Origin of the sequence: Burkholderia sp. BCC0097 (assembly GCF_902832985.1) — a bacterium.
GTDB classification, from domain to species: Bacteria; Pseudomonadota; Gammaproteobacteria; order Burkholderiales; family Burkholderiaceae; genus Burkholderia; species Burkholderia orbicola.
Genome location: NZ_CADFDM010000007.1, coordinates 336,048 through 357,811, shown reverse-complemented (window position 1 = coordinate 357,811; position 21,764 = coordinate 336,048). Strand labels below are relative to the sequence as shown.

General features: G+C 67.3%; 22 protein-coding genes. 11 read left to right on the top strand and 11 right to left on the bottom strand.

Going from position 1 to position 21,764, the window contains the following annotated elements; translation table 11 throughout:
- Positions 1 to 27 precede the first annotated feature (27 nt).
- From HWX07_RS24815 to HWX07_RS24805, 3 genes are all read right to left on the bottom strand, one after another.
- Positions 28 to 621: an AAA family ATPase gene (locus HWX07_RS24815; protein WP_175878012.1), complete on the bottom strand. Its 594-nt coding sequence runs from the start codon at positions 619 to 621 to the stop codon at positions 28 to 30.
- Complete coding sequence (otsA, locus tag HWX07_RS24810; protein ID WP_077217889.1) at positions 614 to 2,035, bottom strand: alpha,alpha-trehalose-phosphate synthase (UDP-forming); 1,422 nt, start codon at positions 2,033 to 2,035, stop codon at positions 614 to 616. Before otsA ends, HWX07_RS24815 begins: the two co-directional genes overlap by 8 nt.
- Positions 2,036 to 2,173: 138 nt before the next feature.
- Positions 2,174 to 2,383 carry a hypothetical protein gene (locus tag HWX07_RS24805; protein ID WP_175878011.1) on the bottom strand — a complete coding sequence of 70 codons (210 nt, stop codon included), beginning with the start codon at positions 2,381 to 2,383 and terminating at the stop codon, positions 2,174 to 2,176.
- A gap of 289 nt (positions 2,384 to 2,672) precedes the next feature.
- Between HWX07_RS24805 and HWX07_RS24800 the strand changes: the two genes are divergently transcribed.
- Positions 2,673 to 3,224, top strand: coding sequence for a hypothetical protein (locus tag HWX07_RS24800; RefSeq protein ID WP_175878010.1), 552 nt, complete (start codon positions 2,673 to 2,675; stop codon positions 3,222 to 3,224).
- The gene (locus HWX07_RS24795) at positions 3,221 to 3,715 is read left to right on the top strand and encodes a hypothetical protein (protein ID WP_069747341.1); all 495 of its coding nucleotides are present in this window, start codon (positions 3,221 to 3,223) and stop codon (positions 3,713 to 3,715) included. The genes HWX07_RS24800 and HWX07_RS24795 overlap by 4 nt, the downstream gene beginning before the upstream one ends.
- An 81-nt stretch (positions 3,716 to 3,796) precedes the next feature.
- Here HWX07_RS24795 and HWX07_RS24790 read toward each other — a convergent pair whose 3' ends face one another.
- Together HWX07_RS24790 and HWX07_RS24785 are read right to left on the bottom strand one after the other, a co-directional pair.
- A complete protein-coding gene (locus tag HWX07_RS24790; RefSeq protein ID WP_027808793.1) occupies positions 3,797 to 5,134 on the bottom strand; it encodes a nitrate/sulfonate/bicarbonate ABC transporter ATP-binding protein in 1,338 nt (445 codons plus the stop codon).
- A 22-nt stretch (positions 5,135 to 5,156) separates the two neighbouring features.
- A complete protein-coding gene (locus HWX07_RS24785) occupies positions 5,157 to 6,914 on the bottom strand; it encodes an ABC transporter permease subunit (protein ID WP_027813839.1) in 1,758 nt (585 codons plus the stop codon).
- 503 nt (positions 6,915 to 7,417) lie between these two features.
- On the opposite strand from HWX07_RS24785, the gene HWX07_RS24780 reads away from it, so the two are divergent.
- Positions 7,418 to 7,684, top strand: coding sequence for a hypothetical protein (locus tag HWX07_RS24780; protein WP_011545926.1), 267 nt, complete (start codon positions 7,418 to 7,420; stop codon positions 7,682 to 7,684).
- A 42-nt stretch (positions 7,685 to 7,726) separates the two neighbouring features.
- On the opposite strand, the gene HWX07_RS24775 is transcribed toward HWX07_RS24780, so the two are convergent.
- The gene (locus tag HWX07_RS24775) at positions 7,727 to 9,043 is read right to left on the bottom strand and encodes an ATP-binding protein (protein WP_175878009.1); all 1,317 of its coding nucleotides are present in this window, start codon (positions 9,041 to 9,043) and stop codon (positions 7,727 to 7,729) included.
- Positions 9,027 to 9,752, bottom strand: a complete 726-nt coding sequence (locus tag HWX07_RS24770) for a response regulator (RefSeq protein WP_006493394.1) — start codon at positions 9,750 to 9,752, stop codon at positions 9,027 to 9,029. Before HWX07_RS24770 ends, HWX07_RS24775 begins: the two co-directional genes overlap by 17 nt.
- 224 nt (positions 9,753 to 9,976) lie before the next feature.
- Between HWX07_RS24770 and HWX07_RS24765 the strand changes: the two genes are divergently transcribed.
- Positions 9,977 to 10,531 carry a periplasmic heavy metal sensor gene (locus HWX07_RS24765; RefSeq protein WP_175878008.1) on the top strand — a complete coding sequence of 185 codons (555 nt, stop codon included), beginning with the start codon at positions 9,977 to 9,979 and terminating at the stop codon, positions 10,529 to 10,531.
- 67 nt (positions 10,532 to 10,598) lie between these two features.
- Here HWX07_RS24765 and HWX07_RS24760 read toward each other — a convergent pair whose 3' ends face one another.
- Positions 10,599 to 11,303, bottom strand: a complete 705-nt coding sequence (locus tag HWX07_RS24760) for a pirin family protein (RefSeq protein ID WP_175878007.1) — start codon at positions 11,301 to 11,303, stop codon at positions 10,599 to 10,601.
- A gap of 365 nt (positions 11,304 to 11,668) precedes the next feature.
- On the opposite strand from HWX07_RS24760, the gene HWX07_RS24755 reads away from it, so the two are divergent.
- The 4 genes from HWX07_RS24755 to HWX07_RS24740 all read left to right on the top strand — a co-directional run bounded on the left by HWX07_RS24755 (position 11,669) and on the right by HWX07_RS24740 (position 14,876).
- Complete coding sequence (locus tag HWX07_RS24755) at positions 11,669 to 12,451, top strand: ABC transporter substrate-binding protein (RefSeq protein WP_124677891.1); 783 nt, start codon at positions 11,669 to 11,671, stop codon at positions 12,449 to 12,451.
- A 226-nt stretch (positions 12,452 to 12,677) separates the two neighbouring features.
- Positions 12,678 to 13,367: a histidine ABC transporter permease HisQ gene (gene hisQ, locus HWX07_RS24750; protein ID WP_006489645.1), complete on the top strand. Its 690-nt coding sequence runs from the start codon at positions 12,678 to 12,680 to the stop codon at positions 13,365 to 13,367.
- Positions 13,364 to 14,077, top strand: a complete 714-nt coding sequence (locus tag HWX07_RS24745; protein ID WP_175878006.1) for an ABC transporter permease — start codon at positions 13,364 to 13,366, stop codon at positions 14,075 to 14,077. Before hisQ ends, HWX07_RS24745 begins: the two co-directional genes overlap by 4 nt.
- A gap of 19 nt (positions 14,078 to 14,096) precedes the next feature.
- Entirely contained in the window at positions 14,097 to 14,876 is a 780-nt protein-coding gene (locus HWX07_RS24740; protein WP_175878005.1) for an ABC transporter ATP-binding protein, read from the top strand.
- Between the two features lie 64 nt (positions 14,877 to 14,940).
- Here the strand turns inward: HWX07_RS24740 and HWX07_RS24735 are convergent, their stop codons facing one another.
- Entirely contained in the window at positions 14,941 to 15,438 is a 498-nt protein-coding gene (locus tag HWX07_RS24735) for a GNAT family N-acetyltransferase (protein ID WP_175878004.1), read from the bottom strand.
- 144 nt (positions 15,439 to 15,582) lie between these two features.
- On the opposite strand from HWX07_RS24735, the gene HWX07_RS24730 reads away from it, so the two are divergent.
- Together HWX07_RS24730 and HWX07_RS24725 are read left to right on the top strand one after the other, a co-directional pair.
- Positions 15,583 to 16,509, top strand: a complete 927-nt coding sequence (locus tag HWX07_RS24730) for a LysR family transcriptional regulator (protein WP_175878003.1) — start codon at positions 15,583 to 15,585, stop codon at positions 16,507 to 16,509.
- A gap of 541 nt (positions 16,510 to 17,050) precedes the next feature.
- Positions 17,051 to 18,130 carry a porin gene (locus tag HWX07_RS24725; protein WP_126362794.1) on the top strand — a complete coding sequence of 360 codons (1,080 nt, stop codon included), beginning with the start codon at positions 17,051 to 17,053 and terminating at the stop codon, positions 18,128 to 18,130.
- Between the two features lie 176 nt (positions 18,131 to 18,306).
- On the opposite strand, the gene HWX07_RS24720 is transcribed toward HWX07_RS24725, so the two are convergent.
- Together HWX07_RS24720 and HWX07_RS24715 are read right to left on the bottom strand one after the other, a co-directional pair.
- Entirely contained in the window at positions 18,307 to 18,645 is a 339-nt protein-coding gene (locus HWX07_RS24720) for a P-II family nitrogen regulator (protein ID WP_006398637.1), read from the bottom strand.
- Between the two features lie 83 nt (positions 18,646 to 18,728).
- Positions 18,729 to 20,459, bottom strand: a complete 1,731-nt coding sequence (locus tag HWX07_RS24715; RefSeq protein WP_175878002.1) for an NAD+ synthase — start codon at positions 20,457 to 20,459, stop codon at positions 18,729 to 18,731.
- Between the two features lie 109 nt (positions 20,460 to 20,568).
- Here HWX07_RS24715 and HWX07_RS24710 point away from each other — a divergent pair, with 109 nt between their 5' ends.
- Positions 20,569 to 21,747, top strand: a complete 1,179-nt coding sequence (locus tag HWX07_RS24710; RefSeq protein WP_175878001.1) for a GNAT family N-acetyltransferase — start codon at positions 20,569 to 20,571, stop codon at positions 21,745 to 21,747.
- The last annotated feature ends 17 nt before the right edge of the window (positions 21,748 to 21,764 follow it).

The following is a 21,764-nucleotide window of genomic DNA, read 5'->3' as shown; positions in this document are numbered from 1 at the left end:
AGTCGCGCGCCCTACACGCGGCGGGCATCAGGCCGCGTCGAGCGTGTCCATCACGAAGCGCACGCGCACCTTCACGCTCACACGCGGCAACTCGATCAGCCGATAGCCGTACGACGTATAGCAATCGACCATCGCGTCATGGGTCCGCACCGCTTCCGCGAAATCCTGCCGGCGCTCGGCGTCCTGCGCATAGATGTCGGGCCACGGCGGCGCGATGAACACGCGCCGGTGATAGCGGAAACGCCGCGCCGCGGCTTCCGCGTGCGCGGGTACCGCCAGCCCGGTCAACTTCAGATAGCCGATCACGTCCGGCACGCCACGGTCGAAGAACACCGGCCCGCGGGCCTGCCGCGCGAGATGGTAGGACCGCATCTCCCAGCCCAGCATCAGTTCGGCGAACGCAGCCGGGTCGCGCCACGGCAGCGCCGGACCGTCGATGGCCATCTGGTCGCGGATCACGCCGCGTCCGGCCTCCTGCGAACGTGCGTACCCGGCCCGTTCGAGCGCATCGAGCAACGTGCTCTTGCCCGAACCCGGGCCGCCCGTCACGACGAAGAAACGGCCGGCGGTATCGTCGGCCGCTTCGTCGTCGCTACCGGCGCCCGGCGCGGACTCACGCATGCGCGACGCGCCGGCCCGCACGCCGCGTGACCGACGCCGCCGCCGCGACACTGCGCAGGTCGGCGACGAACGTATCGCGCCAGACCGACAGGTCGTTCTCGCGCAGCCGCGCGAGATTCTGCTCGTGACGCGCCTGCCGCTCCGCGAGCGGCATCGACAGCGCGCGTTCGAGCGCCTCGGCCATCTGCGACAGGTCGTACGGATTGACGAGCAGCGCGCCGGTCAGCTCGGCCGCCGCGCCCGCGAACTCCGACAGCACCAGCACGCCCGGATCGGCCGGGTCCTGCGATGCGACGTATTCCTTCGCGACGAGGTTCATCCCGTCGCGCAGCGGCGTCACGTAGCCGACCTGCGACATCCGGAAGAATGCCATCAGCAGGTTGCGCTCGTACTTGCGGTTCAGGTACTGGATCGGCGTCCAGTCGAGCTGCGAGAAGCGGCCGTTGATGCGGCCGGCCTCGCCTTCGAGCGTTTCGCGGATCTGCTGATAGGTCTGCACGTCGGAACGCGTCGGCGGCGCGATCTGCAGCAGCGACACGCGCCCCTGCCAGCCCGGCGCATTCGCGAGCATCCGCTCGAACGACTGGAAGCGCTCGACGAGCCCCTTCGAGTAATCGAGGCGATCGACGCTCATCACCAGCTTGCGCTCGCCCAGCGCCTCGCGCAGCATCTTCACCGGCTTGCGCGTGCCGTACTGGACGGCCGCCTGCGCGATCGCGTCGGGATGCACGCCGATCGGATAGGCCGCGACCTTCACGACGCGGCCATGCGCGTGCAGCATCCCGTCCTCGCTCGCCGCGCCGATGCCGCGCCGCTCGATGTAATCGGTGAACGCCTGTTTGTCGGCCTCGGTCTGGAAACCCGCGACGTCGTACGCGCACATGAACTTCACGAGTTCCTCGTGCGGCGGCACGAGCCGCAGCACGTCGGGCGACGGAAACGGGATGTGCAGGAAAAAGCCGATCGGGTTCTTCACGCCGAGTTCGCGCAGGTAGTGCGCGAACGGCAGCAGATGGTAGTCGTGCACCCAGATCAGGTCGTCCGGACGCAGCAGCGCGGCGAGCTGCTTCGCGAGCATCGCGTTCACGCGCAGATAACCGGCGTACTCCTGGCGATCGAAACGCGCGAGATCGCCGCGGTAGTGGAACACCGGCCATAGGGTCGCGTTCGAGAAGCCGCGGTAGTACTGGTCGTAGTCGCGCCGGGTCAGCCCGACCGTCGCATACGTCACGTTGCCGTCCCGCTGGATCGCGGGCTCGGCATCCGGCGCCCCGACGATCTCGCCGTTCCAGCCGAACCAGACGCCGCCCGTTTCCTTCAGCGCGTCCATCACGCCGACGGCCAGGCCGCCCGCGCTGGGGCGCGTGTCCTCGCCGGCGGCGACACGATTCGATACCACGATCAATCTGCTCATGCGACTTCCCCTCCTCGATTCGATTGGCTGGCGCGCGACGCACGCCAAAGCAGGCGCGGCGGCCCGAAGGCGGCCGCGCGGCGATTCAGTTCCGAGAATTGCAATGAAATACGGCGATGGAATGCGGCGACGACCGTATCAAGCGTCCTGCTCCTGACCGAGGTCGCGTTGATAGTCGAGCCCTTCCGGGCGAGCACCGCCCTGGTTGTAATCGCCGTCCGACGGCGTCTCGTCCGGCGCGCCCGCGGGCGGTGCCGATGGCGCGTCGGTCCGCGGACGCGGGCGGTCTTCCGGATGGCCGGCCGCCGCGTCAGGCGGCCGGTGTGACAACCGTTTCGAACGGCGCATGGCTGGGTGTCTCATATGCGGCGCGGCTCGAGGCCGTCGTAGAAACATTCCATAGCAAAACAGTCTAGGTCGCCTGATCGCATCCGAAGGTAACAATTACCTTCAATTTGTAACGTTTCGACCCCTCATCAACCATCTATCCGACAATGACGCCGCCCGCGCGCACGCGGCATGCTGGCGCGGCGATTTGTCAAAGCTTTGCAGTTTTCCTATGACAATTGCGAAACAATGACGCGGCATCAGGGCGTGCATGCGTCGCCGCTCACCCAGACAGGACTTGCACTCAGGGATGAACATTCGTTTCGAATCGCCGCGCCGGGCCACGCCGGCGCGCCTCGTGCTGGCCGTGATCGCCGCGGCCGCACTGCTGTCCGGCTGCAATTCGTTGTACAGCGAAGGCGCGACAGCGGGCGCCGGTATCGCGGGCGCCGCGATCGCCTCCAAGGTCACCAACAACGCCGCCGTCGCGACGGGCATCGGCCTCGGCGCCGTCGCCGGCGCGCGGGCTGGCGTCCAGTATTCTCAACGCGTCGCGCACCGCTACACGCAGGAGCAGATCGCGAAGGCGGCCGGCCCGCTCGACGTCGGCGGCGTCGCGCCGTGGTCGACGCACCACTCGTTCCCGATCGAGGACGACGAGCAGGGCCGCGTGACGGTCAGCCGGATGATCAGCGTCGGTCCGCTCGACTGCAAGGAAATCGTGTTCGCGGTCGACACGCCGGCGAAGGCCGACAAGGCCGCGCAATCGGCGTTCTACGTCGCCACCATCTGCCGCGACGGGCCCGTGTGGAAATGGGCATCGGCCGAACCGGCGACCGAACGCTGGGGCGCGCTGCAATGAGCGTGGCGATCCGTATCGCGGCGATTGGCGCGCTGTGCGCGGCGACGGCCGCGCTGTCGGGCTGCGGCTCGGTCGGCGCGGCGAGCGGCGCGTTGGCCGGCGCGGCGACGGGCCTCGTCACCGCGAACCCGGCGGTCGGCGTCGGCGTCGGGATTGCCGTCCAGGCCGCGACCGACGAAGCCGTCAACCGCACGATGAAGCAGCTCCATCAGAACCAGCAGGACGCGATCGCGAAGACGGCCGGCAGCCTCGCCGTCGGAGAAGTGAAGCCGTGGAAGGTGAAGAACACGCTGCCGCTCGAAAACGGCGAAGGCGAAGTGCGCGTCACGCGCGCGTACTCGTCGGCGCTCGCGCTGTGCAAGGAATTCGCGTTCTCGGTGAAGGACGGCGACAAGGCCGACTGGTATTTCGCGAATGCGTGCCAGCAAGGCACGCACTGGAAGTGGGCGTCGGCGGAACCGGCCGTCGATCGGTGGGGGAATTTGCAGTAACGGTGCGGTGCGCCGCGCGTCATCGCGCGCGGCGCCCTTGGGGTTCTGCGATACGCAGTGATACCGCGCACCCCGCCAACATCACGACTCCACGTCCTCGAGACTGAAAATCTCGGTCTGGTCGTTGTACGAGAAGATCTCGCCATAACGGCCCCAGTCGATCACCGCGTCGAGTGTTTCCTCGGCCGCGCCGTCCGACAGGAAATCCTCCAGCTCCTGCTCGAAGCGCACGCGCGGCGCACGGTGACCCGGACGCTCGTTCAGCACCTTCTTGATCCGCGCGGCAAGCGGCACGTGCTTCAGCAGGTGATCGGCGAACATCAGCTTGCGCTCCTGCGTGCCGAATTCCGCGAACACGCGCCCCGGCGGCGTCAGGAACACGTCGCCTTCGCGCACGTCCGCGAAGCCGAGGTACTGCAGCACTTCCGCGATCGGGAACAGGTCGTCGACCTCGAGGTGCAGCGTGCGAGCGATTTCCGGCATGTCCGCGCGGCCGTGGTACGGCGCCATCGCGAGCGTCTCGATCAGGCCGGCCATCAGGTTGGTCGACACCTGCGGCAGCCAGCTGCCGAGCTCGAGCCCCTTCTTCGTCGCTTCGCCGGTCTGGCGAGCGGTCATCTTCGCGTAGATGTCGTCGACGAGCTTGCGGAACGCCGGGTCCAGACGATTGCGCGGGTGCTTGAACGGCACCTTGATCTCGGCGATCACCCGGCCCGGGTTCGACGACAGCACGAGGATCCGGTCGCACATGAACACCGCTTCCTCGATGTTGTGCGTGACGATCAGCACCGACTTGATCGGCATGCGGCCTTGCGTCCACAGGTCCAGCAAATCGGTACGCAGCGTTTCAGCCGTCAGCACGTCGAGCGCGGAGAACGGCTCGTCCATCAGCAGAATGGTCGGGTCGACGACGAGCGCACGCGCGAAACCCACACGCTGGCGCATCCCGCCCGACAACTCGCGCGGGTACGCGTTCTCGAAGCCGTCGAGACCGATCAGGTCGATCGCGGCGAGCGCACGCTCGCGCCGCTCGCGCGCGCCGACGCCGAGCGCTTCGAGCCCGGCTTCCACGTTCTGCAGCACGGTAAGCCACGGGAACAGCGCGAAGGTCTGGAACACCATCGCGACGCCTTCGGCCGGGCCATTCAGCGGCTTGCCGAGGTAGGTCACTTCGCCGCCGGTCGGTTCGATCAGGCCGGCGATGATGCGCAACAACGTCGATTTGCCCGAGCCCGAGCGGCCGAGCAGGCCGACGATCTCGCCTTCGCGCAGCGACAGGTTCGCGTCGTCGAGCACGAGCAGCTCGCCCTGGGTCTTGTTGAAGCCGCGGCAGACGTGATCGACGCGCAGGATTTCTTCACCGAGGCGCGGCGGCTGGGACGTCTGGACGGGGGCGTTTACAGCATTCGGATTGTGCATCGCGTTTCGCTCTCAATCGGTCTCAGTCGAGCCGCAGCTTCGCTTCGGCGAAGGCATACAGCGGGCGCCACAGCAGGCGGTTGAACAGGGTGACGAACAGGGACATCACGGCGATGCCCAGGATGATCTTCGGAAAATCGCCGGCGGCGGTGGTCTGCGCGATGTAGGCGCCGAGGCCGTGCGCCTCGATTCGGGTGCTGCCCCACTGCACGGCTTCCGACACGATGCTTGCGTTCCACGCGCCGCCCGATGCGGTGATCGCGCCGGTCACGTAGTACGGGAAGATGCCGGGCAGGATCGCCTGACGCCACCACTGCCAGCCGCGGATGCGGAAGTTGGTCGCCGCTTCGCGATAGTCGTTCGGGTAGGACGTCGCGCCGGCGATCACGTTGAACAGGATATACCACTGCGTGCCAAGCACGATCAGTGGCGACAGCCAGATATCCGCGTTCAGGTGAAAGCGCGCGATCACGATCACGAACACCGGAAACAGCAGGTTCGCCGGGAACGCGGCGAGGAATTGCGCGAGCGGCTGCAGCTTCTCGGCCAGCTTCGGGCGCAGCCCGACCCACACGCCGATCGGCACCCAGATCACCGACGCGATCGAGATCAGCACGACCACGCGCAGCAGCGTGATGAGCCCGAGCACGAGCACGTGGCCGACCTCGGCCATCGTCACGCCGGTCGCGACGAAGCTGACGACGCGCCACACGATATAGGCCGTGCCGATCAGCACGAGCCCGGCCCACGCGATGTCGACCGTGCGCGACGCCTTCTTCTCGACTTTCGGCAGCGTGAAACGCATCGCGCCCGACAACGGCAGGCGCAGCGGAATCCGCGCGGCCTTCGCGAAGAACCAGCCGGCCGGCACGAGCAACTGATGGATCAGCCGCGTGCGGCGCACGAGGTCGAGCAGCCACGATTGCGGCGCATCGCCCGACGCGGTGTTCTCCATCCGGAACTTGTCGGCCCACGCGATGAGCGGGCGGAACAGGAACTGGTCATACGCGAGGATCACGACCGTCATCGTCAGGATCACCCAGCCGATCGCGCCGAAGTTCTTGTCGGAGATGGCCTGCGCGAGATACGCCCCGATGCCCGGCAGCGTGATCGTCTGGTTGCCGACGGTGATCGCCTCCGACGCGACGACGAAGAACCAGCCGCCCGACATCGACATCATCATGTTCCAGATCAGGCCCGGCATCGAGAACGGCACTTCGAGCTTCCAGAAGCGCTGCCAGGACGTCAGGTGGAAGCCGCGCGACACTTCGTCCAGGTCGCGCGGCACCGTGCGCAGCGACTGGTAGAAGCTGAACGTCATGTTCCACGCCTGGCTCGTGAAGATCGCGAAGATCGCGGCCAGCTCGGCGCCGAGCACGCGGCTCGGGAACAGCGCGAGGAAGAACGTGACCGTAAACGAGATGAAGCCGAGCACCGGCACCGACTGCAGGATGTCGAGGATCGGGATCAGCACCATGCCCGCACGGCGGCTCTTGGCCGCGAGCGTGCCGTAGACGAGCGTGAACGCCAGCGACGCGACCATCGCGGCGAGCATCCGCAGCGTGGTGCGCAGCGCGTATTCGGGCAGGTTCGACGGATCGAGCGAGATCTTCTGCGTCTGCAGCACGCCGATCGGCGCCATCGTTTCGTGAAAGCCGACCACCGCCATCGCGATCAGGCAGATGATCAGCGGAAATGCGATGAAGTCCCACCGGTTCGGCAACACGCGCCACGCGGATGCGTTGGCGGTCCGGTTCGGATTGAAGAATCCGACGTTCATCAGGCGCCCTCCCCGGTAAGGCCGAACGAAGCCGGCAGTCGATGTTGATTCATGGCAAAGCGCACGGGCGCGGTAATTCGATTGACTGGCGATGTCGCGCACGCGCGGCGCGCCGTGCGTGCATGCGCTGCCGCGGCCGGGCGAGCCGGGCCGCGACGGCACGACACTACACCAACCTGTATTTCAGGTACAACCGTCCCGGGACGGCTGGGCAGCGCATGGATCGTGCCCGGCGCGTGGGCGGATGACGGGCGCGCGGTACGGAACGACCCGGCCGCGGTCGTGCGGCCGGCGCGCAGGCCCGAATTATGCCGTGATCCGGCCCGGCCGTGAACCCGCCCTCCGCACACGGGCACAAACCGTGTCCGGGATCAGCAGCCGGAGACGGCGAAGCAGGTATGATCGGGGCTAGCCCCCGGGTCCGTTTCGGTCGTGTCGCCGCCATGCGCACGCACGCTGTATCAACCGGCTCCGGGGATCGACCGACGAGCGGGAGGAAGGGAATGGCAGGAAACTTGGTGATCGTCTGTCGCGATCAGGATGCCGACGCGTTCTATGAACTCATGCAGGAGTACGGGTCGTTCCAGACGCGGCTGTCGTCCACGGCGTGGTACCTGAACATGAACGTCGTGCCGGAATCGTTGCAGGAGGAAATCCTGGAGCGTCTCGGCCGGTATACGACGGTCTATATCTTCGAGGCCACCACGGTGACCTACAACACGATCGACAGCAACGCGGCGGAGACGCTCGGTACGCTGTTCGGCGAATGACGCCGCGCGGCGCTTGCCCGCCCGGGCAGGCGCCGCGGCCGCTCATGCGGCCTGTGCGTGGGGTTCGTCCTTCGGCACGGCGTCGAACGGGAACGTCATCGATACCCGCAGGCCGCCCTCGGGGCGATTGCCGATGTCGCACGCGCCGCCCAGCCTGAGCACGAGCCGCTCGACGATCGCGAGCCCGAGCCCGCTGTGGCCGTTCCCGCCGCGCGCGGGATCGAGCCGCACGAACGGCCGCGTCGCGGCGGCGAGGTCACGCGGCGCGATGCCGCCGCCGCTGTCGCTGACCGACAGCACGTAGCCGGCCGGCGTGCGCGCCGTCTCGACGAACACGGGCGGCGCACCGTACGCATGCGCGTTGTCCAGCAGGTTCGACAGGATCCGGTCGAGCGTCGCCGTCGGCAGCCGGAAGCCGGAATCGGCCTCCAGCCGCGTCTGGACCGTCGGCGCATTCGGCGCGACCGCACGATAGCTGCGCGCGATCCGCTCGCACGCCTGGTCGACCGACACCGGCTCGCTGCGGTCGGCCCCGCCGTGCGCAAACACCAGGAACTGGTCGACGATGTGCGACATCGAGTCGACGTCGCGCACGACGCCGTCGCGCAGCCGTGCGTCGTCCATCATTTCGGCCCGCAGGCGCATCCGCGCGAGCGGCGTGCGCAGGTCGTGCGCAACGCCGGCCAGCATCACCGCACGATCGCTCTCGGCCTGCGACACCTGCTCCACCATCTGGTTGAAGCCGTGCGTGAGCTGACGCAGCTCGCGCGGGCCGCGCTCGCGCAGCGGCGGCACCGGCTGCCCGCGGCCGAAACGCGCGACCGCGCGCGCGAGCGAGCGCAACGGCTGCTGCAACTGCCAGGCCGCGAACAGCGCGGCGATCACGCCGGCCGAGAAGATCGTGCCGAGCCACAGCAGCATCCGGTCGAGCGAGCGCGGCGGCCGCAGCGGCTGCACGGGCACCACGATCCAGTTGCGGTCGGCCGGCTCCTTCACCCACAGCACCGGCGGATGGCCGGGCGTGCCGATCTCGACCTGCGTGCCGGGCGGCATGCGCTCGCTCACGTCGTCGCGGAACCGTTTCAGCGGCGGCGGCAGGCCCGAATCGCCGTTCTTCGGCACATCGGCACTGTCGGGCGACACGAGCCGCACGCGCGACGGCAACGGCTGGTCGGGCGTGCGCTCGACGTGCTGGCGCACCGCGTCGACGAGGAATGCGGCTTCCTCGACCGCATAACGCGTCTGCATCTGGTTGCGCTCGAGCCGCATCGCGAAGAACCACGCGAAGTGCGACAGGAGCAGGACACCGACGACGAGCAGCGCCAGCCGCCCGAACAGTGAATCAATGGGTTTGCGCATGGGCCTCGCCGTCGGGCACGAACACGTAGCCGCGCCCCCGGACCGTCTGGATGAAGCGCGGCGTCGACGGATCCGTTTCGAGGATGCGGCGCAGGCGCCACACCTGGACATCGATGCCGCGGTCGGTGCCGTCGTACTCGGGCCCGTGCAGCAGCTCGAGCAGCCGCTCGCGCGTGAGCGTGCGCAGCGCGTGGTTCACGAAGATCTTCAGCAGCGCGAATTCGCTGCTCGACAGCGTGGCCGGCTTGCCGTCGACCGACAGCGTGCGTGCCTGGAAGTCGAGCAGGAAGCGGCCGAACGCGAACGGCTCGCGCTGCTCGGGCGCGGCTGCCGACGGCGTCGCGCGGCGGCGGCGCAGCACGGCCTGCACGCGCGCGAGCAGCTCGCGCGGGTTGAACGGCTTGCCGAGGTAGTCGTCCGCGCCGAGCTCGAGCCCGACGATGCGGTCGACGTCGTCCGCCCGCGCGGTCAGCATGATCACGGGGATGTCGTCGCCGGCCGCGCGCAACTGGCGCAGCGCGGTCAGGCCGTCCACGCCCGGCATCATCAGGTCCAGCACGATCAGGTCGGGCCGCTCGCGCTCGAGGCGCTTCTCGAGCGTCGCCGCGTCGTGCAGCACGGACACTTCCATCCCCTGGCGCACGAGATAGTCGCGCAGCAGGTCTCGGAGTTCTTGGTCGTCGTCGACGATGAGGATCTGGGTAGTCATGGCTCGAAGTTTACCGCGCGAGGGCGGAGTCGAAGAACGAAACAAAGGGGCGAAAGGGTTACTGCGGGTTACCGCGCAAGGGAACTGTAATGCGCGGTAACCGGGCCGCCACCCCGCGTAACACCCGCCGGGGCCTGCATCGCTAACCTGCGTCTTACCGGATGCGGTACCCGACTTTCCCGGCACCGCATCGCCGGACCCTTTGGATACAAGGAGTTTCTGAAATGTATAAGAAGACTTCCCGCGTGGCCATCGCGGCCGCCGCCCTGCTCGCTCTCGCATTCGGCACCGCACATGCCGCGCAACCCACCGACGTGCCGCCGCCGGGCGGCCCCGGCATGCACCAGATGCACGGCGGGCACGAAGGCGGCCCGTTCGGCGCGATCATGAAACTGCACGATCAGCTGAAACTCAACGCGTCGCAGGAACAGCAATGGCAGGCAGCAGTCAACACGATGAAGCAGAACCGTGACGCGATGCGCAAGAGCCACGAGCAGTTGCGCGAGCAGTTCAAGGCGCAGCAGAACCAGCCCATCCTCGACCTGAGCGCGATGCACTCGGCACGCCAGCAGGCGGAAGCGCAAAACGCCCAACTGCGCGAGCAGACGTCCGCCGCGTGGCTCACGTTCTACAACGGGCTGAACGACCAGCAGAAGACGATGGTCAGCACCGCGCTCAAGCAGCAGTTCGCGAAGATGGAACAGCGCCACGAGAAGATGAAGGAGCGCTGGGAGCAGCATCGCGCGGCCGCCAAGGGCGCGTCGACGCCGGCGCAGTAAGCCGGCGGGCCGCTCCCGCAGCGGCATCGAAGGGGACGCAGGCACCGGCCTGCGTCCCCTTTTCGTTTCAGGCGACGTCGAACAGCAGCACCTCGGCCGAGCGGCCACGCGCGAACGCCACCGCGTCCACGCCGCCGATCCGCGCGCCGTCGCCGGCGGCCAGCGCGCGACCGTTGACCTCGACCTCGCCGCGCGCCACGTGCACGTAGACGCTGCGCCCGGCCGGCACCTCGAACGCCGTCGTCTCGTCGCCGTCGATCAGTCCCGCGAAGATGCGGGCGTCCGCCCGCATCGACAGCGCGCCGTCGCTGCCGTCGGGCGCCGCGACGAGCCTCAGCCGCCCGCGCTTCTCGTCGTCGGCGAAACGCCGTTCCTCGTAGCCGGGCCGCCCGCCCCGTTCGGCCGGCTGCAGCCAGATCTGCACCAGATGCAGCGGCCGGTCGCGCGACGCGTTGGTTTCGCTGTGCACGAGCCCCGTGCCGGCGCTCATCCGCTGAATGCCGCCGGTCCGGACGATCGCGCCGCAGCCGAGGCTGTCGCGGTGCGCGAGCTCGCCATCCAGCACGTAGGTGACGATCTCGACGTCGCGGCGCGGCTGCATCCCGAAACCGCGCGTCGGCGCGATCAGGTCCTCGCTCAGCACGCACAGCGCGCCGACGGGCGGACGCACCGGCGCATGCCCGTCGCGGCAGACGGACGAAAAACTGTGACTCGATTCGAGCCAGCCGTGGTGCGTGTGGCAGCGGTCTTCGGCGCGCAGGATCTTGAACATTGGGGCGGACGCTCGGGGCGCAGATGTTCTGTTCGGGTTTACCTCCACTGTAAGGGGAGGCCGACAGCGCCACAATCCGCCGCCCGCGCACCGCATTGTTGCACCCGCACGACCAATTGCCGAAATATTCGTTGCGAATACCCCAATTGCCGCAACAGCCGAATCGAGGAATCGGTCGACCGCGCCGGATTGCCGTTTTCCGGGTATCGCGTTCGGGTAAAATACCGCCCTTTTGGCGTTCGCCCTTCCGGCGGCCGCCAACGCCAGAGCGCCGATCGGCGATTTTTGGCCGTCTAGAATACGCCGCGGCGCCCGGTTCGACCGGCCGCGAGCGCCCCCGGAAAGTCAGCAACAGAAGGATGGAAATGAAGAAGGCCGCCCTGTGCGCCGCCCTCGCCCTCGTGGCGGGCAGCGCCTTCGCGAAGGAGTGGAAGACCGTGCGGATCGGCGTCGATGCCAGCTACCCGCCGTTCGAGTCGACCGCGCCGAGCGGCGAGATCGTCGGTTTCGACGTCGATCTCACCAAGGAAATCTGCAAGCGGATCAACGTGAAGTGCGTGTGGGTGGCGCAGGATCTCGACGGGATCATCCCGGCGCTGAAGGCGAAGAAGTACGACGTCATCGTGTCGTCGCTGACCGTGACGGACAAGCGTCGCGAGCAGATCGACTTCTCCGACAAGGTGTACGACGCACCCGCCCGGATGATCGCGAAGACCGGCTCGCCGCTGCTGCCGACGGTCGCGTCGCTCAAGGGCAAGCGCGTCGGCGTCGAGCAGGGCTCCACGCAGGAAACCTACGCGAAAGCGTACTGGGAACCGCAGGGCGTGACGATCGTTCCTTACCAGAACCAGGACCAGGTCTATGCCGATCTCGGCACGGGCCGCCTCGACGCGACGCTGCAGGATGAACTGCAGGCCGACTACGGCTTCCTGCGCACGCCGCGCGGCAAGGGCTTCGCGTTCGCCGGGCCGGAAGTGAAGGATCCGAAGACGATCGGCGACGGCACCGCGATCGGCCTGCGCAAGGAAGATACCGACCTGAAGCTGAGGATCAACAAGGCGCTGGCCGACATGCACAAGGACGGCACGTACGACCGGCTGTCGCACAAGTACTTCTCGTTCAGCGTCTATTCGGCGCCGGCCCGCTGAACGCCGACAAGCAGCAGCGGATGCGGGGGCGGCCCCGCGTCCGGGCAGTACAGGCAGTCAACCACGCGCCGCCCGCCCCCTTGCCCGCCGTTCGCGCGACGGGCTCGCCCGGCACCGTTGCCGGGGCGGACGGTCATGATACGCACGGGGCGTTCCGCGCAGCTTGGCGGGCGCGTCTTTCGCGGCGCACTGCGTGCGCCCTCAGGGACCACACCAGGGACCCCATATGTTTCTACAAGGCTACGGCCCGCTGATCCTCGCCGGCACCTGGCAAACCGTCAAACTGGCGGTGCTTTCGCTGGCGCTGTCGTTCCTTCTGGGGCTGCTCGGCGCCGGCGCGAAACTGTCGCGCAACCGCGTGACGAACGGCGTCGGCACCGTCTATACGACGCTGATCCGCGGCGTACCCGATCTCGTGCTGATGCTGCTGCTGTTCTACAGCCTGCAGATCTGGCTGAACATGGCGACCGACGCGCTCGGCTGGGACCAGATCGACATCGACCCGTTCCTCGCCGGCGTGCTCGTGCTCGGCTTCATCTACGGCGCGTACTTCACCGAGACGTTCCGCGGCGCCTTCCTGTCCGTGCCGCGCGGCCAGCTCGAGGCCGGCAGCGCGTACGGGATGACGAACTGGCAGGTGTTCACGCGGATCATGTTCCCGCAAATGATGCGCTTCGCGCTGCCGGGCATCGGCAACAACTGGCAGGTGCTCGTGAAGTCGACCGCGCTCGTGTCGATCATCGGCCTGGCCGACGTCGTGAAGGCGTCGCAGGACGCCGGCAAGGGCACGCTGCGGTTCTTCTTCTTCACGCTGATCGCGGGAGCGGTCTACCTCGCCATCACGACGATCTCGAACTTCGTGCTGATGTGGCTCGAAAAGCGCTACTCGACCGGTGTCCGCAAGGCTGACCTATGATCGAACTCATCCAAGAATACTGGCGCAACTATCTCTACACCGACGGCTATCGCACCACCGGTGTCGCGATCACGCTGTGGCTGCTCGTCGTGTCGATCGGCCTCGGCTTCTGCCTGTCGGTGCCGCTCGCCGTCGCGCGCGTGTCGAAGAAGAAGTGGCTGTCGGGCGCCGTCTGGCTGTACACGTATGTGTTTCGCGGCACGCCGCTCTACGTGCAGCTGCTGCTCTGCTATACGGGCCTCTACAGCCTGCAGGCCGTGCGCGGCACGCCGATGCTCGATGCGTTCTTCCGCGACGGGATGCACTGCACGCTGCTCGCGTTCACGCTGAACACCTGCGCGTACACCACTGAAATCTTCGCGGGCGCGATCAAGGCGACGTCGTACGGCGAGATCGAAGCCGCGCGCGCGTACGGGATGTCGCCGTTCACGATGTATCGCCGCGTGATCCTGCCGTCGGCGCTGCGCCGCGCGCTGCCGCTGTACAGCAACGAAGTGATCCTGATGCTGCACGCGACGACGGTGGCCTTCACCGCGACCGTGCCCGACATCCTGAAGATCGCGCGCGACGTGAACTCGGCGACCTACATGTCGTTCCACGCGTTCGGCATCGCCGCCCTGCTCTACCTCGCGATCTCGTTCACGCTCGTGTGGCTGTTCCGCCAGGCCGAGCGCCGCTGGCTCGCGTATCTGCGCCCGCAAGGCAAGTAAGTTTTCGCAGGACTATCGAATGAACTCCCAGACCCAGAAGCTTTTCGTCGACGATCTCCACAAGCGGTACGGCGACAACGAGGTGCTCAAAGGCGTGTCGCTGAGGGCGAACTCGGGCGACGTGATCAGCGTGATCGGCTCGTCCGGCTCCGGCAAGAGCACGATGCTGCGCTGTATCAACTTCCTCGAGCAGCCGAACGCGGGCCGCATCTTCGTCGATGGCGAGGAAGTACGCACCGCGCTCGACAAGACGGGCGCGCTGCGCGCGGCCGATGCGAAGCAGCTGCAGCGCGTGCGCACCAAGCTGTCGATGGTGTTCCAGCACTTCAATCTCTGGTCGCACATGAACGTGATCGAGAACGTGATGGAAGCGCCGGTGAACGTGCTCGGCATCCCGAAGAAGGAAGCCGAGGACCGTGCGCGCGAGTATCTCGAGAAAGTCGGCCTCGCGCCGCGCGTCGAGAAGCAATATCCGTCGCATCTGTCGGGCGGCCAGCAGCAGCGCGTGGCGATCGCGCGGGCGCTGGCGATGCATCCGGACGTGATGCTGTTCGACGAGCCGACCTCCGCGCTCGACCCGGAGCTGGTGGGCGAAGTGCTGAAGGTGATGCAGAAGCTCGCCGAGGAAGGCCGTACGATGATCGTCGTCACGCACGAGATGGGCTTCGCGCGCAACGTGTCGAACCACGTGATGTTCCTGCACCAGGGGCGCGTCGAGGAACAAGGCGTGCCGTCCGAGGTGCTCGCGAACCCGAAGAGCGACCGCCTCCGCGCGTTCCTGTCGGGCAGCCTCAAGTAACGCCCGCCACGCGCCACGCCCGAACGGGCGCCCCGCGGTTCGCCGCGCGGCGCCCGTTTCGCGTTTACGCGGCGCTCACCGGCGCGCCGTCGGCGAACGCGCGTAGTGCGTCGCCCGCCAGCCGGTAACGTACCCATTCGCTCTGCGGCGCCGCGCCGACGCTTTCGTAGAAACGGATCGCCGGCTCGTTCCAGTCGAGCACGCTCCATTCGAAACGCCCGCAGCCCGAGTCGACCGCGATACGCGCGAGCGCCTTCAGCAGCCGCAGCCCCGCGCCGGCGCCGCGAAAACGCGGCGACACGTACAGATCCTCCAGATACAGCCCCTGCCGCGCGAGCCACGTCGAATACGAGAAGAAATACACGGCGAAGCCGGCCGGCTCGCCGTCGACCTCGCACATCAGCGCACGCGCCGACGAGCCTTCGCCGAACAGGCTGCGTTCGAGCGACTCGGGCGTCGCGACGACTTCGTGCTCCGCCTTCTCGTAGACGGCCAGTTCGGTGATGAAGCGCAGGATCAGCGGCACGTCGGCGACGGTGGCGGAACGGATATCGATTTGCACGGGTTGAGCCCTCCTCCGGCCCGGATGCGAAGCGGAAAACAACGGGAAAACGGCGCCGCGCACCCGCGCTGGCGCCGTTCGAACCGTCATGCTACGTTCATGCCATGCCTGCAGGAAGTGCAGTTTCTTCATCCAGACCTGAACATGATGCATCCCGATCTGCGCCGCCTCGACCTGAACCTGCTGCTCGTATTCGACGCGTTGTACCGCCATCGGTCGGTCGCGGCGGCCGCGCACGAGCTCGCGTTGAGCCCGTCGGCGTTGAGCCACGCGCTCGCCCGGCTGCGCGACGCGATCGGCGATGCGCTGTTCGTGCGCCTCGGCAACGAGATGCAGCCGACCGTGCGCGCCGACGACATCGCCACGTGGGCCGGCGACGCGCTCGACGCGATGTCGAAGGGGCTCGCCCGCGCACGCCGCTTCGACCCGGCGCAAAGCGACCGCACGTTCGTGTTCGCCGCGACGGACTACACGGCGTTCGCGGTGCTGCCGGCGTTCCTCGCCCGCATCCAGCACGTGGCGCCGCACCTGCGAATCCGCGTCGTCCATTCGGACCGCAAGATTTCCGTCGACGCGCTCGCGGCCGGCCGCATCGACTTCGCGCTCGGCTACCACGAGGAATCGGCAGCCGACGCGCCGGGCATCGAGGATTTCGACTGGTTCTCCGACGACTACGTCGTGATCGCGAGCGCCGCGCATCCGGACATCCGGCGGCGGCTGACGCTCGACCAGTACCTGGCGGCCCGCCACGTGGTCGTCACGCCGTGGAACGAGTCGCGCGGTGTCGTCGACTACGTGCTCGACCGGCTTGGTCTCGCGCGGCAGGTGGCCGTGCAGTTGCCGACCGTGCTGGCCGCGCCGTTCGTGATCGCGGAGTCGGCACTCCTGATGACGGTGCCGAACCGCGCCGCGCAGGCGCTGCGGCATGCGGCGCCGATCCGCCTCTTCCCCGCGCCGTTCGAGATCCCGCGCTACACGGTGAAGGTCTACTCGCACGCGAAGCATGCGCGCACCGATGCGCACCGCTGGATTCGCGCCCAGTTGCTCGCCGCGCGGCCAAGCCCGGACTAAGCGCGGCGCGTGGCGGGACGGGAGTTCACGCGTTGATCGGCACTGTCGGCAATCGCCCGAATCATTACGAAATACTTACCAATTTCGCGACTTTCGCGCTTACGCCGGCGCCCCGGCGACGTCAATAGTGGCAATCCTTGACCCACACCCGAGGAATCCATGTCTCCCTTGCGGGACAAGGGTTTTCCGGTAATCAGGAACCCCAGGGACACCTGTCGCGCACCGTGTTGCATGGCAATTTGGCGACAACGGTTAGTCAAACAACGATTTCCGTCGCCACAAAATTGTATTTTTGCTAAATTAGTAACCAAAGTAGCAAAACGAAGTTCGTGAAATGTAGTTTAGCTTCACGACACAACAAGGAGACCCCGCAGGCCGACCCGGCTGCGCGGGACCGCTCAACGGTTTTCCGTCTGCTTGCCCGCGTGCCGCGCTTACCGGCCCTGCACGAGGTCTCCCTGGTTATCCCGCTTTTGCCCGGCGCTCGCGCTCCGGGCATCTCGTGCAGTCTGGGTTGACTTTTTGACAGGGTATGGAGGAGATGATGAAGAAAGCTTTGGTCGCGGCCGCGCTGATGGCTGCTGGGGTGGTGACGGCGCACGCGCAGAGCAGCGTCACGCTGTATGGCCGCCTGGATGCAGGCATCGAATACCTGAACGGCCTGCAAAACGGCCACCAAGTGCGCGCGGAAAGCGGCGACTGGGGCACGAGCCTGTGGGGCTTGAAGGGTAGCGAGGACATCGGCGGCGGCAACAAGGTCCTGTTCCACCTCGAAGGCGCGTTCAACACGATGACGGGCGGCTTCAGCGGCTCGATCTGGGATCGTTTCGCGACCGTCGGTATCTCGAACGACCGCTACGGTACGCTGCTGTTGGGTCGCGAACTCGCGATCGCCAACGGCGTGTGGGACTTCGACCCGTTCGGCCAGTCGGCCTGGTCGACGGCCTCGCTGGTGCGCGGCCGCAACTGGAACAAGACCAGCAACAACGTGTCGTACCAGTCGCCGTCGCTCTACGGCCTCGACTTCTACGGCCAGTTCTCGTTCTCGAACTCGACCAGCTTCAACGGCAACACGACGGCCGGCCAGCCGGGCCGTGCAATGGGCGGTCAGGTCACCTACACGAACTCGCTGTTCCAGTTGCGCGGCATCTACGACGAAACGCGCGACAGCAACGGCCGCTTCTCGGACGTGTTCAACTACTCGCGTGAATACTTCGCGGGCGTGAACGTGTTCCTCGGCCAGTTCAAGGTTCAGGCGGCCTACCAGGCATCGCGCGCCGACGGCAGCGGCGGCCCGGCAGTGAACGCCGGCGTGACGGGTACGCAACAGGTGTGGGGCGGTGTGACGTGGCAGGCCACGCCGGCAGCGGCGCTGATCGCGGCCGTGTATCACGTGAACGCGAACCATGGCGGCGGCAACGCGAACATCTACACGATCGGCGGTTCGTACAACATCTCGAAGCGCACGCTGTTCGACCTGCAGGCCGCGACGGTGCGCAACAGCTCGTCGGCCAACTTCGGTCTGAACGCGAACGGTGCAGGCACCGCCGTGTCGACCGGCAACCCGCATCCGGGCGGCAGCCAGACCGGCGTCTACGCCGGCATCCAGCACCTGTTCTGATCAGGCGCCGTCAAAGAACGATTCGACAACACTTTCCACGCTGCTGCGAGAGGCGCGTATCGGTGCGGTACCCAACCGGGTATCCGCACCGTTTTTTCTTGGGCGTCGGGTTCGTGCGACCCGTGGCCCGATCGGCCGAAGCGGCCGGGAAGTCATCGAATGGCGGGACGCGGCGCTCAGACGGCCGCTTCGTTCTCCTCGCCGGTGCGAATGCGGATCACGCGCTCGACGTCCGACACGAAGATCTTGCCGTCGCCGATCTTGCCGGTGCGCGCCGCACCGATCACCGCGTCGATCACCTGATCGACCTGCGCTTCCGCGACGACCACCTCGATCTTCATCTTCGGCAGGAAGTCGACGACGTATTCCGCACCGCGATACAGCTCGGTATGACCCTTCTGACGGCCGAAGCCCTTCACTTCCGTCACGGTCAGGCCCGTGAGCCCCACTTCGGCGAGCGCTTCGCGGACTTCGTCCAGCTTGAACGGCTTGATGATGGCGGTGATGCGTTTCATGATGGTTGTCCCTCAATGCTCGTTTGGATGAAAAATCGCGTTCCCGATTGTAAGCCGGCGGGCCGCATCCGGCCCAGCACCGCTCAATCGAGCCGTTCGGTGAAGCGCGACGTGATCGGGTAGCGCCAGTCGCGCCCGAATGCGCGATGCGTGACGCGGATGCCGATCGGCGCCTGGCGGCGCTTGTATTCGTTGATCTTGATCAGCCGCGTCACGCGCTCGACGTCGGCCTGCGCGTAGCCGGCCGCGACGATCTCGGCGAGCGGCCGGTCTTCTTCCATGTACATCCGCATGATCGCGTCGAGCACGTCGTATGGCGGCAGGCTGTCCTGGTCGGTCTGGTTCTCGCGCAGCTCGGCCGACGGCGCGCGCGTCAGGATTCGCTCGGGAATCACGTCGCGCAATCCGTAGTCGGCCGTTGCGTTGCGATAGCGGCACAGCCGGTACACGAGCGTCTTCGCGATGTCCTTGATCACCGCGAAACCGCCGGCCATGTCGCCGTACAACGTGCAATAGCCGACCGCCATCTCGCTCTTGTTGCCGGTCGTCAGCACGATCGAGCCGAACTTGTTCGACAGCGCCATCAGCAGCGTGCCGCGGATGCGTGCCTGGATGTTCTCCTCCGTCGCGTCTTCCGCGCGGCCCGCGAATTCGGTTGCAAGCGCGGCTCGGAACGCATCGAACATCGGTGCGATCGCGATCTCGTCGTAGCGCACGCCGACGCGCCGCGCCATCTCCGCCGCGTCGGTGGTCGAGATGTCGGCCGTGAAGCGCGACGGCATCATCACCGCGCGCACGCGCTCGGGCCCGAGCGCGTCGCATGCGACGGCCAGCACCAGCGCCGAATCGACGCCGCCCGACAGCCCGATCAGCACGCCGGGAAAACCGTTCTTGCCGATGTAGTCGCGCACGCCGGTCACGAGCGCGCGGTACACCTGCGCGTCGGTCGACAGCTCGGGCGCGATCGCGCCGGGCAGCGGCCGCGCGCCGTCGAATTCGACGATCGCGTGCCCTTCGTCGAACTGCGGCATCTTCGCGACGAGCGCGCCCTCGCCGTCGAGCACGAACGACCCGCCGTCGAACACGAGTTCGTCCTGGCCGCCGACGAGGTTCACGTAGACCATCGGCAGCCCTGTCTCGCGAATCCGCGCACGCAGGATGTCGATGCGCACCGCTTCCTTGTTCAGGTGATACGGCGAGCCGTTCGGGATCAGCAGCACCTGCGCGCCGGCCGCCTTCGCGATCTGCGCGGCGGATGCATGCCACGCATCCTCGCAGATGATCACGCCGTATTTCACGCCGTTCAGCTCGAATACGAGCGGCTCGGTGTCGGTCGCGAAGTAGCGTTTCTCGTCGAACACCTCGGCGTTGGGCAGATCCTGCTTGCGGTAGGTGCCGACGATCTCGCCGCCGACGATCAGCGACACCGCATTGAAGGTATCGGTGGGCGGCACGCCGCGCTCGATCGGGCGGTTTGCATTACCATCGACGGCTGACGCGCGCGCATCGTCGCCGGCCCCGCTGCCCGGACCCTTGCCCGCACCGCGCAACGGATGGCCGACCAGCACCGCGAGCCCGTCGAATGCGCGCAGCGCGTCGGCGAGCGCGTCGAGCGCGGCGGCCGCCGCCGCGTAGAACGCGGGCCGCAGCAGCAGGTCTTCGGGCGGATAGCCGGACAGCGCGAGTTCGGGTGCGACCATCAGTTGCGCACCATCGTTGTGCGCGGCGCGCGCGGCCGCGACGATGCGCGCGACGTTGCCGGCGAAATCGCCGACGGTGACGTTGATCTGGGCGAGAGCGAGTCGGGTCTTCATGGCGGGAGCGGCGCAACCCGGCGGCGCGCCTTGAACGGCTGACGAAATCGACCCGGATGCGGGCCACGGCGGCCCGCATCCGGCAACATCCAACGGTACGGATTCACGCTTGAAACACGAACGCATCGATTATCGCACGGGCATCCTGTCGTCCCCCGCCGAGGTGCCGGCCGACGAATGGAACGCGCTGCTCGCGCGCGACGCGCAGCCGACGCCGTTCCTGCGCCACGAATTCCTCGACGCGCTGCACGTCGCGCGCTGCGCGGTGGACGACACCGGCTGGTCGCCGCACTTCGTCACGCTGACCAACGCCAGCACCGGCCGCCTCGCGGCCGCCGCGCCCGTCTACGCGAAACAGCATTCGTACGGGGAATACGTGTTCGACTGGGCGTGGGCCGACGCGTACCAGCGCAACGACCTGCCCTACTATCCGAAGCTGCTGTGCGCGGTGCCGTTTACGCCGGTGCAGGGCACGCGGCTGCTCGCGGCCGACGACGACGCGCGCCGCCGGCTCGCAGCCACGCTGCTCGCGTTCGCCGAGCAGAGCGACGTGTCGTCGCTGCACGTACTGTTCCCGACCGGCGACGAAGCGCGGCTGCTCGAATCGATGGGGATGATGCTGCGCGAAGGCGTGCAGTTTCACTGGCTCAACGACGGCTACCGCCACTTCGACGATTTCCTCGGCACGCTCGAGCAGAAGAAGCGCAAGAACATCCGCGCGGAGCGGCGCAAGGTGCACGACGCGGGCGTGACCTTCCGGCGGCTGACCGGCGACCAGATCACCGACGCCGACTGGCGCTTCTTCTCGCGCTGCTATCGGCAAACGTACCGCGAGCACTATTCGAGCCCGTACCTGAACCTCGACTTCTTCCGCACGATCGGCGCGACGATGCCCGAGAACCTGCTGCTCGTGATCGCGGAAGCCGACGGGAAACCGATCGCGAGCGCGCTCGCCGTGTACCGGCGCGGCGAGCACGGCGGCGGCACGCTGTACGGCCGCTACTGGGGCGCGATCGAGCACGTGCCCTGCCTGCATTTCGAAACGGCCTACTACCAGTTGCTCGAATTCTGCATCGAGGCCGGGCTCGACACCTTCGAGGGCGGCGCGCAGGGCGAGCACAAGCTCGCGCGCGGTTTCCTGCCGACCGTCACGCACTCCGCGCACTGGCTCGCGCATCCGGCGTTTTCCGATGCGGTCGCACGCTTTCTCGAACGCGAGACCGAGCATATCCACGCATACGTCGACGAACTGCGCGAACACGATCCGTTCCGGCGCGGCAACGGTTAGCGCGAACCGCGCACCGG

Coding starts and splice junctions, on each gene's coding strand:
- HWX07_RS24815 (WP_175878012.1), bottom strand. CDS start 621: ATGCGTGAGTCCGCGCCGGGCGCCGGTAGCGACGACGAAGCGGCCGAC.
- otsA (WP_077217889.1), bottom strand. CDS start 2,035: ATGAGCAGATTGATCGTGGTATCGAATCGTGTCGCCGCCGGCGAGGAC.
- HWX07_RS24805 (WP_175878011.1), bottom strand. CDS start 2,383: ATGCGCCGTTCGAAACGGTTGTCACACCGGCCGCCTGACGCGGCGGCC.
- HWX07_RS24800 (WP_175878010.1), top strand. CDS start 2,673: ATGAACATTCGTTTCGAATCGCCGCGCCGGGCCACGCCGGCGCGCCTC.
- HWX07_RS24795 (WP_069747341.1), top strand. CDS start 3,221: ATGAGCGTGGCGATCCGTATCGCGGCGATTGGCGCGCTGTGCGCGGCG.
- HWX07_RS24790 (WP_027808793.1), bottom strand. CDS start 5,134: ATGCACAATCCGAATGCTGTAAACGCCCCCGTCCAGACGTCCCAGCCG.
- HWX07_RS24785 (WP_027813839.1), bottom strand. CDS start 6,914: ATGAACGTCGGATTCTTCAATCCGAACCGGACCGCCAACGCATCCGCG.
- HWX07_RS24780 (WP_011545926.1), top strand. CDS start 7,418: ATGGCAGGAAACTTGGTGATCGTCTGTCGCGATCAGGATGCCGACGCG.
- HWX07_RS24775 (WP_175878009.1), bottom strand. CDS start 9,043: ATGCGCAAACCCATTGATTCACTGTTCGGGCGGCTGGCGCTGCTCGTC.
- HWX07_RS24770 (WP_006493394.1), bottom strand. CDS start 9,752: ATGACTACCCAGATCCTCATCGTCGACGACGACCAAGAACTCCGAGAC.
- HWX07_RS24765 (WP_175878008.1), top strand. CDS start 9,977: ATGTATAAGAAGACTTCCCGCGTGGCCATCGCGGCCGCCGCCCTGCTC.
- HWX07_RS24760 (WP_175878007.1), bottom strand. CDS start 11,303: ATGTTCAAGATCCTGCGCGCCGAAGACCGCTGCCACACGCACCACGGC.
- HWX07_RS24755 (WP_124677891.1), top strand. CDS start 11,669: ATGAAGAAGGCCGCCCTGTGCGCCGCCCTCGCCCTCGTGGCGGGCAGC.
- hisQ (WP_006489645.1), top strand. CDS start 12,678: ATGTTTCTACAAGGCTACGGCCCGCTGATCCTCGCCGGCACCTGGCAA.
- HWX07_RS24745 (WP_175878006.1), top strand. CDS start 13,364: ATGATCGAACTCATCCAAGAATACTGGCGCAACTATCTCTACACCGAC.
- HWX07_RS24740 (WP_175878005.1), top strand. CDS start 14,097: ATGAACTCCCAGACCCAGAAGCTTTTCGTCGACGATCTCCACAAGCGG.
- HWX07_RS24730 (WP_175878003.1), top strand. CDS start 15,583: ATGATGCATCCCGATCTGCGCCGCCTCGACCTGAACCTGCTGCTCGTA.
- HWX07_RS24725 (WP_126362794.1), top strand. CDS start 17,051: ATGATGAAGAAAGCTTTGGTCGCGGCCGCGCTGATGGCTGCTGGGGTG.
- HWX07_RS24720 (WP_006398637.1), bottom strand. CDS start 18,645: ATGAAACGCATCACCGCCATCATCAAGCCGTTCAAGCTGGACGAAGTC.
- HWX07_RS24715 (WP_175878002.1), bottom strand. CDS start 20,459: ATGAAGACCCGACTCGCTCTCGCCCAGATCAACGTCACCGTCGGCGAT.